Below are 14,261 nucleotides of genomic sequence, written 5' to 3'. Positions count from 1 at the left end.
CAATAGTTCTATCCTAAAACGTTATGCATAGTTTTAGTCTTACTGACAGTTTCTTCCCATTCTTTTTCTGCAATAGAATCTTTAGTAATACCACCACCTACATAGATTAAAGCTTTTTCATCTTTGATTTGAGCACAACGCAAATTCACATAGAAATTAGATTGTGTTTTTACCACAGCGTAGGCATTGTTTTCAACATTACGCCTATTCGTATTTCTAGACTTAGATTGTTTTAAATTAAGCTCACCAAGAAACCCTGTATAATACTCACGATCGTAATTTTCGTACTCAAGGATAAATGCTTTAGAGCCTTGTTTCGGAAATCCGCAAACTGCAGGTGTAGGATGCAAAGCTTCTATTATAGATCTTAAATTGGCATTATCGTCAACACGACTTGTAATCCGGGATTTTAGATGTAATAAACTACCTGCTGAAATCGTTTCTACTTCAGATACATTTATCGATTTAGCATATGGTTTTATCTGATGTATTATATAATCCACAACTATTTGCTGTTCATCAATCTCTTTATTGGCCCATTTAACTTGTGAAGCGTTGTTATTTGGTTGTGTACCAGCTAAGGCTATTGTTGTTAATTGCTGTCCTTCAACTTTAAATAATAGCTCTGGTGTAGCACCTAACCATAAACCAACTTTTGGATGATACCAACAATAGACCATCGCATTCTTATACGTATTATATAAGCGTTTAAATACCTCTACTGGATTAACATTTTTAAGCTTAAAGGCTTCAATACGGGATAAAACGACTTTCTCTAAGTACCCATCCTCAATATCCGAAATACCTTTTAAAACTAAGTCTAAATGATCTTTTTTGTTGATAAAATCACTATCTGTTGGCACAAACTGACCCCAATCTTTGAGCTCGATTTTAGCTTTAGATTCTATACTACGAAACTCACAATTGTCTTTTGGGAATAAAACCGTCTTATTAGATAAATTAAATGGTGCAAATACAAATCCACTTTCGGTGAATGTGGTCGTTGTGTGTAACCTGTTATCGCTTTGCAACCAAGAGTTGATTATTGAATTAATGGGTCTGCTGTAGACTACAAAAGGAAGTTGCTTGTTATACTGATGCTCTAGAGCTTCAAAAAAAGAATTTATCTCCATCAACTATTACTTTTTAGGTAATGAAATGGTAGATAAACGACAAATAGAAACCAGGTTGTCTGCTTCGTCAGTAACTCTAATATCCAGCAACTGCGTTGTACGTCCTTTATGTAAAAATGTTGCTTTAGCATAGATATAACCTGTCTTTACACTCTTGAGATGATTAGCTGTAATTTCTAAACCTCTTACAAAATACTTCTCTAAATCAGTGAAAATATGCGAAGCAAAACTACCAACACTTTCTGCTAAAGCTGCAGTTGCGCCTCCATGCAAAACACCATCTGGTTGATGTACTTTTGGTGTTACTGGCATTCTTGCAACTAAAAAATTATCACCATAATCCACAATTTCAATTTCTAAGGTTTCCATTAATGTATTTTTACTCACAGCATTAACTTTAGCTAAGAATTCTTCTTTAGATTGTTGCATAGAAAATCAGTAGTTTTATTGTCTATTACAAAAATACTGAAACTGCTAAGAATAATGAATTCAGAAGAGAAAGAAATCACATATAAAACCTGTAGCTCCTACTCTACTTTAAACACACTAACGGAACATACTAACACTGTTTGGTTTGTGTGCCATGGTATGGGTTATTTGAGCCGCTATTTCCTTAGATATTTTAAACATATTAATCCTGAAGGAAATTACATTATTGCTCCGCAAGCTCCGAGCAAGTATTATATTCAGCCAAAAATGCATGTTGGTGCCAATTGGCTTACAAGAGATGAAACTAAAGCTGGAATGGAAAACATTCTCAATTATTTTGATGCTGTTTTTGAAGCTGAGCAAATTCCAAATGATATTAACTTAATTATATTGGGTTATTCACAAGGTGTTAGTGTTGCGATGCGCTATATGGTAAAGCGAAAATTACAATGTTCGCAACTAGTTATACACTCTGGCGGTATTCCTAAAGAGCTTACTAAGAAAGATTTTGCTTATTTGAATGAAACAAGTAAAGTAAAATTAATCTACGGCACCAAAGACGAGTACCTAGATGAAACCCGTATAAAACAAGAATCTTTAAGAGCTAAAGAATTATTTGGTAGTAGAGTAACTATACTTCCATTTGAAGGAAAGCATGTGATTAATGTAGATTATATAAATGCACTTGTATGACAGTACCAACTTTAGAAAACAACAGAGTTAAGCTTAGTCTCTTAGACCTAAGCAACTACCAACATTTAGAAGGAATAGCGCAGGAAAAAGACTTAATTTTCTATTCACCTTCCGATATTTCTACACCAGAAAAGTTAAGAGATTATGTGCAAGTTGCTGTTGATGGTTATTATCATAAAACAATTATTCCATTTATCATTTATGATAAAAAAAAGGAAGCTTATGCTGGTTCAACACGTTTTGGACTCATCAACTGGAAAAATAAAGTCTTACATATTGGCTGGACATGGATAGGTCACAGTTTTCAAGGTACAGGATTGAATGCTAACATCAAATTCTTAATGCTGCAATATACCTTTGAAACTTTAAATTTTGATAAGGTAGAATTTAGAATTGACGAACGCAATAACAAGTCGCGTCGTGCTGTTGAAAAATTGGGAGCAACACTCGAAGGTATTTTACGTAAAGATACTTTGATGAGTGATGGTTTTAAGCGTAGTACCTGTTGTTATGGCATATTAAAAGAAGAATGGCCGCAAATTAAAGCGACCATTTTCAAAACCTTTTAGCTTGTTTGCTGTAGCGTTTTATTCTTTTCTTTTAGAACTGCCAATTGCTTCTCTAAAAACGTAATTGCTTCTTCTGTTTTATAGCTTGCTTTAGAAGCAAAATCTTTTAGGTCTTCTTTAAACTTATCCTTACCAGATTTTGCAGCTTTAGATAAATCATCTTTTACCTCATTAAAATCTTGAGTAATTTGTTCTTTAATGTCTTTACCTTCTTTTTTAAGATGGTCTCTGGTAACACTACCTTTATCTGGTGCTAACAACACACCTGCGGCTGCGCCAATTAATGCGCCTAAAACAAGTGCTCCTTTATACTGAATCATATTTTTCTTTTTTAGTTAAACCTATTATACTTATATGTAGTAAAACGATGTGTTTTGTTACAAACAAATTCAGTGCCAGAGATTTAGTCATTATAATAGCCATTTGCCAAACGACTATTCTTGCATTTTTTGACCATTATATCCAGCCACTTTCAAATTTGTGACCAAGTCATTTTCAAAAACAAACTCAAAATATAAGCCACTTTTAGAACTAAAGAATAAAGTGTCCGTTTCTGGCAATAAAAAGATAGGATTCTTTACAAGACCCTCTGAAAATTCTAAACCATTATCTTTTATTTTGACTTTAGCAATAGCATCTTCAGAAAATTGATATGCTCCTACATAGCGCGCGCGTTGTGCTTTGGATTGTTCATTGTATTTCCTTAACCTATGGTAAATTCCAGGTAAGTTGTACTCTTTTGCTATACTTAAAAATAGTTCTTGAATAATATCATTACCATTATCCGAATTCACCATTATGGCTACAGAAATGGGATATGCTTTCCAAATTCTTAGATCTGATACAAATCCTTCATCAGAACCACCATGACCAAATAAATCCTCAACCACATAAGGGCCCATACCTTGGTTATTTCCATAGTCCTTTAGCATTTCATTCACCGTCTGTGTTTTTAAAAATCCGTCTTTTTGATTTTGATAGGTGTCTTGAATAGTCTTTGCCCAAAGCAAAAGTTGAGATGGTGTTGTCCAGAGTCCGGCTGCCGCCATTTCAGGATAGGTATGCCACTTTCCTGCTACTTGAGAGCCATCAGATTTATAACCTGCAGCAGCTATACTATGGTAAGCCTTAGGAAGTGGATTCTCATAGGTGCTCGATGTCATACCTAATGGATTGAGTACATTCTTTTGCATAATATCTGAAAATTCCTTTTGTTCTAAGTCCGATACCATCAGTTGCATAACTGTATAACCTCCACCTGAATAGCCTACCTTTTCTCCAGGCGCCCTAAAGACACGAACTGGATCCGTATTCCCTTTACCATCCAATACGTCTATAATACTTGGAATTGTATCTTTGATCGAATACCCTGGAAAACCATGAACGGTAAGTCCTGCGGAATGATTTAACAATCGCCTTAAAGTCACCTTCTCTTTGACTGTAAATTCATTTTCTGATACTTTCCAGCTTCTTAAATAGTCATTTACATTGCTATCTAAATTTAACTGACCTTCTTCTACAAGTTGAAGTGCTCTGGTAGCTGCAATGGGTTTACTAACTGAACCTGCCTGAAATAATGTCTTTGTGGTTACCTTTTTATTCTGACTAGTATCAGCCATACCGTATCCTCTTGCCCATTCCACAACACCATTATTCATAACAGCTATACTTACTCCAGGAATATTTAGTTCTTTTAGTCGGTCTTCAATATTAAAATATTGAATATTTACGCTATCTCCATATTGAACTCGTAAATTAGATTGTAAGCCATTTTCTATTCGCGAAATTCGCTCTTCTAAAGCTTTATTTTCACTCTTTTTTTGACCCTCGCAACTGGCAATGAAGCATAGCGTCATGATAAAACATAACAAACGCATAATTGAATTTTTTAAATTGTTTTTTGATAAATTCTATTAGCTATTTTATGACATAATAAAGTCACCTATCTTGTAGCCAGTAAGAATTAAATTGGAAATAATAAATGGAATAAAAACGTCTAACCCGATAAGTCAGACGTTTTTAAGGTTTATTTTTGCTTTCTTAAGTAGACACTACCAGAGCCTGCATCTAGCTTCATTTTTGTTTTACCAGAGTTTAGCTGAAGCATCATTTCTTTAATACCATCTTGCAAAGTTTCATCCAAAACCGTAAAGTCTATATCGCTTAGTATACGTTTACCATTGACGTCTACCTTTACATCAGCATTAGTTGGCAAGGTTATATCTATATAACCATCGTTGCTTACCAAAGAATATAACTTCGTTGGTTTGATCGTATCAAAGACTACAGTGATATTTCCTCCGATAGTATTGGCAATGACTGGACCACTAACATTAGCTAAACTTATAGAGTTGTATGATGTCGAAATCTCTACTTCTCCTTTAAAATCATTTAGTTCCCAAGGTGTTGACGTTGTTCTTATAAAAAACGTGTTAGAATTCTTCTTAGAGCAATCTTCGACATTCCAGGATAATTTAATGGAATTAGGAATCAAAATTTCATACTTATTATTTATTGAAGCAAAATTAGCAAAGCCCGAAGCCGTATTCTTATTTGATTTCTTTTTATTAACATTACCATTTGAAGACTTGGTCGTATAACCAATTAACTTATTGTTACCAGATTGGCTATACTTATAATCTTTAATGATCAACTCACCAGGCTTTTCTGTAATATCCAGATATAGATTGTCTTTAGGGTTTGTAGATTTATTACCTAAAGGCTTTAGACCTTTTTCTAATTCTGCGTCTTTGTATTGTGAAGACACCAAATAGTAGCTCTTTCTCAATAGAGTGTCTGATGCCTCTTCTAATGAGTCTAATAACTTCTCGTCTTTGTTTCCAAAGTCGTAATAGTAGGAATAGCGTGGCTGGTTAAGACTCTTTATAATCACTTCATCTCCATCATAACCTTTAATGGTCATATGTGCGTTAGAGCATATTTTAAGTGTTCCTTTATTAAATTTAATGCGTTTTTCTTTCTGTTGTGTGTGACCAACACCAGCTATTAAAAGCAGTGCTACAAGTATTATTATACGTTTCATTTCTATTCGTTTTTTATTGATTTAACATGGCTAATAAGGCTGAAGCATTGCCTTTTACCAATGGTAAAGCTTCTTCATCCTCAATGATTTTTTTAAGTGGTGCTTTTGCACGTTGCTCTCTTAGCGTAGCAACAGATTTTATGAGTTTTAACTGCACCAGAGGCTCTGTTTCATTGCCTAAGGCTTCAATGAGATTGTTTCTTACTAATTGATTGTCTGGGAATTTTAAAAGAGCATCGATGACGGCTATTTTTGAATTGGCATCAGAATCAGCTTTTAAAATTTTAAAGAAGGCCTTTAATATCTTTTCGTCTTCCTTTTCATTTGCAAACTGATCTTCAATCTCGTAAATGGCTTCGAGACGTGAACTATTGGTGTCACTTTCGCCCAAGGCTAAAACGAGGTTATCTCTCATTTCAATACGTTCTTGCTTGTTTTGGTACCAATACCCAAACGTGATTAATAATGCGACGCTTGCTGCAATAGAAACATAGCGTATCGTTTTTAAACTCTTTACTTTAGTCTCCTTAGGATGCAATGCGCTTTTAAGCCTTGCTTCAAAATCTAAGCTTGCAGCTTCTGGCATTTTCTCATCGTCAAATGCTGTTTTGTGCTCCTTAACAAATTTCTCTAAACTCATACTATCATTTTATTTTGCAATTGCTGCTTTAACAAACGTTTCCCTCTTACATATTGATTGCGTACTGTGCCTTCTTTTAAGCCTAATTGCTCTGCTATTTCTTTGTGCGAATAGTCTTCGATGAGATACAGTACTAATATGATGCGGTATTTATCCTTTAAGGCATGTATTGCTTTTTTTACGTCTTCAACTTTTAAAGATATATCCTCAAACTCGTCAGTTTGTGTGTCTTCTTGTTGAAATTCATACGATTCCTGTAACCAACCTAATTTCTTTTTGTGCCGTAAAAGGTCTAAAGAACAGTTGATGACAATACGTTTTAACCAAGGCCCAAGGTTAAGGTCGTTATTTAACTTAGACATATTCTGAAACGCTTTAATAAAGGCATCATGCACAGTGTCTTGTGCATCGTGCTGATTTTTAATAATCCTTAAGCTGACATTATATAGCATATCCTTGTACATCTGATACACTTGCATCTGCGCTTTTAGATTATTCTGCTTACATGCTTTTATTAATTCTTGTCGTTCCAAAAATTAGTAGTCTTTGATTGGTAGTTGTTATAATAACGGAGTACTTAAAAAAATGTCACAAAAAAGTTATGACTTTTTAAAATTACGGGATTTTTGGGATGAAATGGGAATGGTAAATGTAGTTCCGCTTAACTTTCATGGTATGAGTCCGTTTTAATGACTTATACCAGACGTTAAGCGAAGTTAGTTTTTTTGTCTTAAGAAATCCATACGTAACCCTACGTATATTTTAAAACACCAAAAGCTCGATATCTATTAAAATACCGAGCCTTTTAACAAAACAAATTACACTATGATCTACATCGCCATTTCTGGTTTATGTAAGCTTACAACAATGAGTACTGCTGCTCCATTTACCCAATAATATATGGCATCTATACCTTCAAATGAAAAGATAAAAGGAGCGACTATAAATACGATAGCGACTATAAAATCTACTAGTAAATGCATTTTATACGAGATCACTTTGATGATGCCTAAGTGATGATCTGTTAATACCGTTAATAGTAATGCTGCTATACCAGTAGTTACAGAAAGCCATAATGCTAATGGATTTGAGCTTCCTAAGCCTAGCACAAATGGTAATACCATAAGTGCTATAGCTACAGGATAATCTAAAAACGCGTGTATTCTTTTGGTGACGAATTTCATGACTTAGTTATGTGTTTTACTCAATTTCTTCCAATTCTTATCCGCAACAGCCTTTAGCTTATTGTGATTATTTTCTGCTAACCATAACTGCTTCGCATCTAATTCTACATTGTTTAAATACAAGTAATATTTTCCATCTTCAACAATAAATTTATTTGGGTCTACTCTAAATTTAGCACCTGCATAGCAGCCAAAAGCACAGAACCCTCCATACTGTGGTAAATAACGCTCTGGGTTTTTATCAAAACTTGCCTTTTGCTCACTAGATGTAAAGTAATACACTACTTTTTTGTATTCAGACTTATAGCTCTTGTTTCCTTTTTGAGCTAAGCCCAAATCTAAATACGATACAGGGCTATAGCCTTGTAATGCTATATTACTGTTGTCTATGTTATTTGCTTTGTTGTCTTGTGCAAATATTGTTGTAGCGAATAAAAATGCTACTGCGGTTACTATGGTTTTTAATGTGTTCATTTTTTAAAAATTTTAATGGTTATTGTTATCCTACGCCTCAGCGCTGGCTCTTCATTAAAATTGTCCACAGGACAATTTCTTAACATTCAGCCCTATTCAGCATTGAAGTATTCTTCGTGAGTGACCTTACCTTCATCATTCCATATTCTTCTGATGATTTCGTGCCAGTAAATTTTACTGCCATCTTTCATGTCAAAATCAAAGGTGAACTCTGAAGCTGACACATTACCATCAACAATAGAATGATGATGTGTAATCCCATTAACTTTAGCAATAGCACCTGCAAAGCCTTCCATTTTTATAATCATTTCGGCTTTTCCTGCTGTGCCACCATTTCCGTAATCTGAAGTGTTAGCATTGTCTGCAAAGAATTCCTTTACGGCATCTACGATAGCTCCCTGAGCAACGATAGTGTCCATTTTTTGTACTTGTTCTTTAATATTCATTTTTTTCTTTTTTAGTGAATTAATACACTGCAAAGATCAATGAGATGTAAAAGATAGTTGCTACAAAAAAAGGACTAAGAATTGTACTTTTTGGATTGAAACGCTGTTGGAGTCAGTTTAGAATAATGTTTAAAGAAGCGTGAAAAATGATTAGGCTCTTCAAAACCTAATCGCCTTGATATAGAGCTAACCGACTGACCATTTAGCAGCATTAGCTTTGCTGAGTTAATCAATTCTAAGCGTATGAGTTGCCCTAAAGAGACATTCATCTTTGTCCTTACTTTATTAGATAAGGCTTTTATTGACAGGTTCATTTTATCCGCATAGAAGCCTAAGGTACGTTCTTGGGTATGGTATTTTTGAAGTAGCTCTAATAGGTCTTGCGAAAACATGTCTCTATTCTTAAAGTCAAAATGCTCTCGAAACGCTTTTGGTGTTTGACCTGTAGAATTCTTAAAGACTCTATTGAAGTAGGCATCGTCTTTATAACCCAAATCATATGAGATCTCCTGGATATTTTTATCTGTAAATGCCACTTCTTTAAGCCCTTCATTAAGTCGTTTAGAGTTTATTAATTTTTTAACGGACAGTCCTACTTTATCTTTAATTAAGGCTTGGGCATTATAACCTCTATCGTTAATAAGACTAACCAGATCATTGCTTGTGAGGTTATTAGAAAACTCTTTATCGATAATATCTTTAGTATCAAAAATAACCTGGTATTCTTCTTTATTAGCTTTAAACGGATTTTGCCAATACCATTGTTTTGAAGATACATCTATGATATCTGCCGAATTATCAGTTAAGGTAGTTTGCGATAAAAACGCATTACACTCTTCGCATTCTAATAAATCGATATAACCTAGAGAAATAAGGTGCTTAAATAGTACTCTTACGTCTTTGTCATAAAATTTATCTGAATTAGAAAACTCTATTTTTCTAACGGTAAAGTCGTCTGATAAAAACTTAATGTATTGACCTTTTTCTAAGAAGATAGCTTTTTCCTGCCAATCGAAATAGTTTTTAAAGTCTACTTGTATGCCTCCTTTACCTGATAGAATATGAATAAGTGTATACCTTTCCATAAAGTATACTTTATTAATTTCTGGTGAAAATTTTTCGACTTTCAATTTTGAAAAACTATTAGACTAATGGTCGTAAAAGTAAGGTATTTATAACATCATAAGATTGAAAATAACTTATTGGTAATCTAAAACCTTAAGCCAGTTTTCTTTTAAAACTTGGCAAGCATGTTCTAGGTTATCATTTCTTATATGTCCTATGATTTGTTGATGTTCATCGTCAGAGTCAGCATAGTTCTCTCGTTTACTCATAAAATCAACCTCATAAAAGAAAATTCTGGTTTTTAGATCTGATAAGATTTTCAACGCAATTGGGTTTTTATAATTAGACGTCAATAAATTATGAAAGTCGATATCTGCATTGATGCGTTGAATTTCGTCACTAGCGTTTTTAAAAATCTTGTTTGCAGTTTCTAGCTTTTTTATTGTTTTCTCAGAGAATACTGAATTTCTTATGGCCAATGACTCCAACGAAACTACTAATTCATACAGATTTTGTGCTTCTTCATTATTAAGTTCTGGAATAAAAAAACCTCTATTGGGTATAGCCTCTACAATACCAGATGTTTGCAATTGTGTTAAAGCTTCTCTAATTGGTGTTACGCTAACATCTAGTTCTCTGGCCAATGATGCCAGAGAAATAGACTTTTTAGGGTTCAATACGCCATGACGCATTTTATGCAATAGTAAGTCTTTAACCTAATCTCTAAAGTTTATTTTTTCTATCAAAACCATTTATTATTTAATTCGCTTTATTGAAATAATATAATTTTTTCTTTTCCCAGTTTATCTTATAAAATCCTGTAATTTGATTTTCATCATTATACTCGAAAGTAATTTTTGATAATTTTCCATCAGAAAAGAAGAGTTTATCATTTTCATAAATAAGCTCAAAATTACCTGTTTTAATATTCTTATATAACATTTCATCTCTATTAACCTCAATACTGTAAAGGACACCGAGTTCTGTGCTATAGTATACTCCTTCGTATTTTTTAAACGCTTCTTCATTAAAATAAAAAGGAGTCGTTTTTCTATTGGCTGTTATATCATTATATACTAATTTATCTACTTTTCCTTTTTTATTAGTAATGAAAGTAATTGTTCTGTTACCGTATGCACGAACTATAAATGTAGAATCGTTAACAGGTTTCATATAAAATGCATTTTCACCATTAGCCTGTGTATATAGGTCCTTGCCTTTTTTCATAATATCCAAATACCAAGCCTCACAAAGTTTATAGATTCCAGTATACTTATCTAATTGTTCTGTAGGTATTACAACTTCTTTCTCAGGTTCGGTTGAGTTCTCTTTGGCATTATTCTTTTCTTCTTTTGAATTTGTATTGGCTTCTTTTTCTTTTGGAAAGAAGACCTCTAAATATAAGTCCCTAATCTGACCTGTACCAACTCGATAGTTATTCGCAAAAAAAAGACCAACATTCAACTCTGGCACTATTGTCATGTAAGACGTGAATGATGACCAACTCCCATCGTGACCAATAACCTTATGGTCATTAAATTCTTCAATTTCAATACCATAAGCATAATTATTAGCATCTCCATTATTAAGCTTTGTCGTGGTAAACATTTTGTCTACAATGCCTTTTTTGTCCTTTGTTGGAAATAGCAAAAAATTCATCCATTTCCCCATATCAGTAGCATTAGAAATTAGCGAGCTAGAACCTAAAGCACTGGTATTGTATGCTTCTCGTATTCTATTGCCATCATTATCCAACATATAGGCGGATGCCATACCTTCAATAACTTTATTCTGGTCTTCGTTGAAAAAGGTACTGTTCATACCGAGGGGTTTAAAAATATACTCATCTGTCCAATTTACAAAAGACTGATTAGTAACTTCTTCAATGATTTTAGTTAATAATACATAGCCGGAGTTACAATATTGATATCTATCGCCTGGAACAAAATCTAAATGCTTTTGAGCATAAATTGCTCTAAGCAACTGATCTGTAGAGATTTTATCCTCACTAGACCAACCCATTTCATTAATAAGATAGGTCCAATTCTTTATACCACTGGTATGATGCACTAAGTGTCCTATGGTAATTTTATGATCGTATTCTGGAAAGTCTTTAAGATAGGTTCGTATATCATCATCCATAGATAGTTTGCCCTCAACTTCTAAAGTGGCAATAGCATATCCTGTAAACATTTTAGCTATTGAAGCTAAGTCGTACATCGTATTGATGGTGTTTTTGGTATTCAATTCTATACTAGACAATCCGTTACTTGCTGTGTACAAAGTTTTGTTGTTTTTTGTTACGATAATAGAAGTACCTGGTTTTATGTTAAGCTGTTCATCGATAAAGTTGGTAACACTATCTAGCCTTTGAACGAGTTCTTTAGACTGTGAAAAGCTAATTGAAGTAAGTAATAAGAGAATAAAAACTGATTTTTTCATTTTTGAGTGGTTTAAATTATCATCATATATCGTATACGATTAATAAAAAAATCAACTGTTACACTTATCGTTACTGAATGACGAACATTTAAGAAAGTATTAACATATTATTCGTACAAAATTGAGCAAGATTGGAAAAGTGATTACCAACCGCTATCTTTAGTTTTGTCTTCATAGAAACGATATCACATGGCAGAACAACCCAAAACCAAGCACTATTATCAACAGAATCTCAACCGTGTTGTGGATTATATTCATAACCATTTAGATACTAAAATTGATATTGCGCATTTAGCAGAGTTGTCGCATTTTTCGCTGTATCACTTTCATCGCATCACACGTGCTATGCTTGGTGAACCTTTAGGCGCCTACATTAGTAGAACACGTGTAGAGACTGCTGCAAAAATGATTCGGTATACCGACAACACCATTGAGGCTGTTGCATATAGCGTGGGTTTTGAAACACCTTCTTCACTCTCTAAGGCGTTTAAAAACCACTTTGGAATATCTCCAAATGCTTATCGTAACAAAAAAGAATTCATAATCAAAAAACAGAACATCATGAAGACAACAGAATTAAACATTAAAAAACCGAAAATTGTAGATGTAGAAGACCAAAAGTGTTTGTATTACACAATGCATGGCAAATACCAAGACCTGGATTACGGCACTGCATGGCAAAAGCTTTGGGCAGAAGTGAAAACACAGAAACTATTTACCAAGGGGATTAAGCATATTGGCTTACCTTATGATGACCCAAATGTAACAGACCCAGACAAAACACGTTACGACGCTTGTTTGATAATCCATAAGGATGCTCAACCTCAAGGTGATATTGGTGTAAAAACGCTTAAAGGCGGAAAGTACGCAATATTCTTATACCAAGGTAGTTACAAATACTTTGCAGAGGTTTATGACTATATGTTTAACGATTGGTTACTCAACACAGAATACGAACTAAGAGATGTACCTTGTAGAGAAAAATACATTAGTCATCCAGACCGGGTAGCAGAAGAAAAACTAAAGACCGAGTTTTATATTCCTATTCAATAAGTATTTAGCATTCTGAAAGTGTAGTGTATAGCTGTCATTCAATACATAACGAATAGTCTATTCATTTTTTACAAAAGATTCTTTGTTTAATTAAGAATGACAGCTTTCAGATGCTTTTATAATTTCTAATTATTTGCACTTGCTTTTACCATTTCATATAGCGCATCAAGTTTTGCTTTTAATGCCTTATTCTCTTGTTCTAAAGTTTCAATTTTTGTATGTAAGGCTTTAATCGATTGTACATATAAAGCATCATAAGTACCATAAGCTGTTTGGTAAAAGCCTTGATTATCTAAGCTCACATTTTCAGGAAATACGTCTTGCAATTCTTGTGCTATAAAACCATATTGCTGGCCTTCTGGACGGTTATTTCCTGTATGGTTATCATTCCATTCGTAGGTGACACCTCGCATTTGTAATAACCTGTTTAAGGCATCAGTCTCATTAAAAGTATTGATGTTCTTTTTTAAACGTCCATCACTATTGGCTAACCAATCACCAGCAGCCGTTTTTGAGGCATTACCATTGACTTCAATAACATTAGTAGTTGGTATTCTCGAAAATCCTGTTTTTCCATCTTTTAATACTGTTATGGCATTACTTCTACTACCATTGTTAAGACCATTACCAAGACTAAATAACCAATCATTTGCATTCCATGTAGTCGTACTGATTGCAACATTAGTTTGATTGTAAGATCCTAAAGCCCATTCCCTAAAACTATTTGCAATAGTTTCTTCTCCAATAGCTACAGATTGATCTCCATTTGAAGTACCTTCTAACATAGCAATTGATGCTTGGCCAATAGCTTCAGCACTCCATGCAAAAGAATTCTCGCCTGATGCCGTGCCTCCGGTTAAAGCCACAGAACTATCACCTGTTGCATTGGCAAAAGAACCTGCAGCTAAAGATGCGCCTCCTGAAGCTGTACTCTGCTGACCGATTGCTGTCGCATAATCCCCTGATACATTTGTGAAATACCCATAAGCATGGCCATTAACACCACTAGCCTCAGAAGATTCACCTATAGCCATAGATCCTGTTCCTGCTGCCGTTGTTGTTGAATTTATTCCGATAGCTACAGAACGCT

At 34.0% G+C, this 14,261-nt stretch carries 17 protein-coding genes and 1 pseudogene; 3 read left to right on the top strand and 15 right to left on the bottom strand.

The window, feature by feature from the left end:
* Positions 1-8 precede the first annotated feature (8 nt).
* Both Q0912_RS06505 and Q0912_RS06500 read right to left on the bottom strand, forming a co-directional pair.
* Entirely contained in the window at positions 9-1,133 is a 1,125-nt protein-coding gene (locus tag Q0912_RS06505) for a chorismate-binding protein (RefSeq protein ID WP_299113243.1), read from the bottom strand.
* A gap of 6 nt (positions 1,134-1,139) precedes the next feature.
* Complete coding sequence (locus Q0912_RS06500) at positions 1,140-1,562, bottom strand: PaaI family thioesterase (protein ID WP_299113241.1); 423 nt, start codon at positions 1,560-1,562, stop codon at positions 1,140-1,142.
* A 54-nt stretch (positions 1,563-1,616) separates the two neighbouring features.
* Here Q0912_RS06500 and Q0912_RS06495 point away from each other — a divergent pair, with 54 nt between their 5' ends.
* Together Q0912_RS06495 and Q0912_RS06490 are read left to right on the top strand one after the other, a co-directional pair.
* Complete coding sequence (locus tag Q0912_RS06495; protein ID WP_299113239.1) at positions 1,617-2,255, top strand: esterase; 639 nt, start codon at positions 1,617-1,619, stop codon at positions 2,253-2,255.
* Positions 2,252-2,824 carry a GNAT family protein gene (locus Q0912_RS06490; protein WP_299113237.1) on the top strand — a complete coding sequence of 191 codons (573 nt, stop codon included), beginning with the start codon at positions 2,252-2,254 and terminating at the stop codon, positions 2,822-2,824. Before Q0912_RS06495 ends, Q0912_RS06490 begins: the two co-directional genes overlap by 4 nt.
* On the opposite strand, the gene Q0912_RS06485 is transcribed toward Q0912_RS06490, so the two are convergent.
* From Q0912_RS06485 to Q0912_RS06430, 12 genes and pseudogenes are all read right to left on the bottom strand, one after another.
* On the bottom strand, positions 2,821-3,144 hold the full coding sequence (locus Q0912_RS06485; RefSeq protein ID WP_299113235.1) for a YtxH domain-containing protein: 324 nt from the start codon (positions 3,142-3,144) through the stop codon (positions 2,821-2,823). The two genes, Q0912_RS06490 and Q0912_RS06485, sit on opposite strands and share 4 nt — an antisense overlap.
* A 114-nt stretch (positions 3,145-3,258) precedes the next feature.
* Positions 3,259-4,701, bottom strand: a complete 1,443-nt coding sequence (locus Q0912_RS06480; protein ID WP_299113233.1) for a serine hydrolase domain-containing protein — start codon at positions 4,699-4,701, stop codon at positions 3,259-3,261.
* A 149-nt stretch (positions 4,702-4,850) separates the two neighbouring features.
* Positions 4,851-5,867, bottom strand: a complete 1,017-nt coding sequence (locus tag Q0912_RS06475) for a hypothetical protein (RefSeq protein WP_299113231.1) — start codon at positions 5,865-5,867, stop codon at positions 4,851-4,853.
* Positions 5,868-5,880: 13 nt separating this feature from the next.
* Positions 5,881-6,507: a HEAT repeat domain-containing protein gene (locus tag Q0912_RS06470; RefSeq protein ID WP_299113229.1), complete on the bottom strand. Its 627-nt coding sequence runs from the start codon at positions 6,505-6,507 to the stop codon at positions 5,881-5,883.
* Positions 6,504-7,040 carry a sigma-70 family RNA polymerase sigma factor gene (locus Q0912_RS06465; RefSeq protein WP_299113227.1) on the bottom strand — a complete coding sequence of 179 codons (537 nt, stop codon included), beginning with the start codon at positions 7,038-7,040 and terminating at the stop codon, positions 6,504-6,506. Before Q0912_RS06465 ends, Q0912_RS06470 begins: the two co-directional genes overlap by 4 nt.
* A 297-nt stretch (positions 7,041-7,337) precedes the next feature.
* The gene (locus Q0912_RS06460) at positions 7,338-7,691 is read right to left on the bottom strand and encodes a hypothetical protein (protein ID WP_299113226.1); all 354 of its coding nucleotides are present in this window, start codon (positions 7,689-7,691) and stop codon (positions 7,338-7,340) included.
* Between the two features lie 3 nt (positions 7,692-7,694).
* Entirely contained in the window at positions 7,695-8,165 is a 471-nt protein-coding gene (locus tag Q0912_RS06455) for a YHS domain-containing (seleno)protein (protein WP_299113224.1), read from the bottom strand.
* 92 nt (positions 8,166-8,257) lie between these two features.
* Positions 8,258-8,611: a hypothetical protein gene (locus tag Q0912_RS06450; protein WP_299113222.1), complete on the bottom strand. Its 354-nt coding sequence runs from the start codon at positions 8,609-8,611 to the stop codon at positions 8,258-8,260.
* Between the two features lie 74 nt (positions 8,612-8,685).
* Positions 8,686-9,696, bottom strand: coding sequence for an AraC family transcriptional regulator (locus tag Q0912_RS06445; RefSeq protein ID WP_299113220.1), 1,011 nt, complete (start codon positions 9,694-9,696; stop codon positions 8,686-8,688).
* Positions 9,697-9,810: 114 nt separating this feature from the next.
* Positions 9,811-10,218, bottom strand: coding sequence for an FCD domain-containing protein (locus Q0912_RS06440; RefSeq protein ID WP_366125124.1), 408 nt, complete (start codon positions 10,216-10,218; stop codon positions 9,811-9,813).
* 9 nt (positions 10,219-10,227) lie between these two features.
* Positions 10,228-10,380: pseudogene (locus Q0912_RS06435) on the bottom strand (GntR family transcriptional regulator); the annotation flags it as partial.
* Between the two features lie 55 nt (positions 10,381-10,435).
* The gene (locus Q0912_RS06430; RefSeq protein ID WP_299113219.1) at positions 10,436-12,118 is read right to left on the bottom strand and encodes a serine hydrolase; all 1,683 of its coding nucleotides are present in this window, start codon (positions 12,116-12,118) and stop codon (positions 10,436-10,438) included.
* A gap of 189 nt (positions 12,119-12,307) precedes the next feature.
* Between Q0912_RS06430 and Q0912_RS06425 the strand changes: the two genes are divergently transcribed.
* Positions 12,308-13,171 carry an AraC family transcriptional regulator gene (locus tag Q0912_RS06425; RefSeq protein ID WP_299113217.1) on the top strand — a complete coding sequence of 288 codons (864 nt, stop codon included), beginning with the start codon at positions 12,308-12,310 and terminating at the stop codon, positions 13,169-13,171.
* Between the two features lie 125 nt (positions 13,172-13,296).
* On the opposite strand, the gene Q0912_RS06420 is transcribed toward Q0912_RS06425, so the two are convergent.
* Positions 13,297-14,261 (bottom strand): tail fiber domain-containing protein (locus Q0912_RS06420; protein ID WP_299113215.1); only part of this gene is annotated, 965 nt, incomplete at its 5' end.

Origin of the sequence: uncultured Winogradskyella sp. (assembly GCF_947498345.1) — a bacterium.
Classification (GTDB): Bacteria; Bacteroidota; Bacteroidia; order Flavobacteriales; family Flavobacteriaceae; genus Winogradskyella.
The sequence above is the reverse complement of the archived record's forward strand: the minus strand, read 5'-3'. Positions and strand labels throughout refer to the sequence as shown.

Coding starts and splice junctions, on each gene's coding strand:
- Q0912_RS06505 (WP_299113243.1), bottom strand. CDS start 1,133: ATGGAGATAAATTCTTTTTTTGAAGCTCTAGAGCATCAGTATAACAAG.
- Q0912_RS06500 (WP_299113241.1), bottom strand. CDS start 1,562: ATGCAACAATCTAAAGAAGAATTCTTAGCTAAAGTTAATGCTGTGAGT.
- Q0912_RS06495 (WP_299113239.1), top strand. CDS start 1,617: ATGAATTCAGAAGAGAAAGAAATCACATATAAAACCTGTAGCTCCTAC.
- Q0912_RS06490 (WP_299113237.1), top strand. CDS start 2,252: ATGACAGTACCAACTTTAGAAAACAACAGAGTTAAGCTTAGTCTCTTA.
- Q0912_RS06485 (WP_299113235.1), bottom strand. CDS start 3,144: ATGATTCAGTATAAAGGAGCACTTGTTTTAGGCGCATTAATTGGCGCA.
- Q0912_RS06480 (WP_299113233.1), bottom strand. CDS start 4,701: ATGCGTTTGTTATGTTTTATCATGACGCTATGCTTCATTGCCAGTTGC.
- Q0912_RS06475 (WP_299113231.1), bottom strand. CDS start 5,867: ATGAAACGTATAATAATACTTGTAGCACTGCTTTTAATAGCTGGTGTT.
- Q0912_RS06470 (WP_299113229.1), bottom strand. CDS start 6,507: ATGAGTTTAGAGAAATTTGTTAAGGAGCACAAAACAGCATTTGACGAT.
- Q0912_RS06460 (WP_299113226.1), bottom strand. CDS start 7,691: ATGAAATTCGTCACCAAAAGAATACACGCGTTTTTAGATTATCCTGTA.
- Q0912_RS06455 (WP_299113224.1), bottom strand. CDS start 8,165: ATGAACACATTAAAAACCATAGTAACCGCAGTAGCATTTTTATTCGCT.
- Q0912_RS06450 (WP_299113222.1), bottom strand. CDS start 8,611: ATGAATATTAAAGAACAAGTACAAAAAATGGACACTATCGTTGCTCAG.
- Q0912_RS06445 (WP_299113220.1), bottom strand. CDS start 9,696: ATGGAAAGGTATACACTTATTCATATTCTATCAGGTAAAGGAGGCATA.
- Q0912_RS06430 (WP_299113219.1), bottom strand. CDS start 12,118: ATGAAAAAATCAGTTTTTATTCTCTTATTACTTACTTCAATTAGCTTT.
- Q0912_RS06425 (WP_299113217.1), top strand. CDS start 12,308: ATGGCAGAACAACCCAAAACCAAGCACTATTATCAACAGAATCTCAAC.